Here is a 738-nt window from a genome sequence, read left to right as displayed (position 1 = left end):
AGCGGTCGACCTCTCATGCAGATCGCAACGGAGCTGGGGATTTCTCCCTCCATGCTGCGCAACTGGCGGGCGGTTGTGAATGGTGGTCCACCTCGATCCAGGGCTGGTAGCAAAACCCCATCGCCCAGCGCCTCTCCCATGGCCTCTCCGGCCGATCAGGCGGCAGAGATCGCGCGGCTCCGGCGTGAGCTCGATCGCACGCGCATGGAGCGCGATGTGTTAAAAAAAGCCATCGGCATCTTCGCGGAGATGCCCAAATGAGGTTTCGTTTCATCGAGCAACATGCCTGCGCCTATCCGGTGCGGCTCATGTGCCGCGTGCTCCAGGTCTCGCCCAGCGGCTATTACGCATGGAGATCCCGGCCGGAGAGCCAAAGAGTCCGCGCCAACCGCGGCCTGCTGCAAGAGGTGCATCGGCTCCATGATCAGCATCAGGGTCGCTATGGCAGCCCGAGGATGCATGCCGCCTTGCGAGCTCAGGGCCATCGGGTCAGCCGCGGCCGGGTCGAGCGGCTGATGCGCCGGCATGGCATTCGTGCCCTGGCGCGCCGGCGCTTCCGGCCGACCACGACCGACAGTCGTCATCAGCTGCCGATTGCGCCCAACCTGCTCCTGCAGAAGTTCACTGTCTTTGAGCCGAACCGGGTCTGGCTGGCCGACATCACCTACATTCCCACGGGCGAGGGCTGGCTGTATCTCGCCGCGGTGCTGGATTTGGCAACCCGGAAGGTGGTGGGGT

Annotated in this window: 1 pseudogene; it reads left to right on the top strand. The window is 64.6% G+C overall.

The features are described 5' to 3' along the window. Window positions 1–738, top strand: a pseudogene (locus KBI52_RS01140) (IS3 family transposase); the annotation flags it as partial.

It is taken from the genome of Microvirga sp. HBU67558 (assembly GCF_018069605.1).
GTDB lineage: Bacteria > Pseudomonadota > Alphaproteobacteria > Rhizobiales > Beijerinckiaceae > Microvirga > Microvirga terrae.
This window is presented reverse-complemented; position numbering and strand designations above follow the sequence as displayed.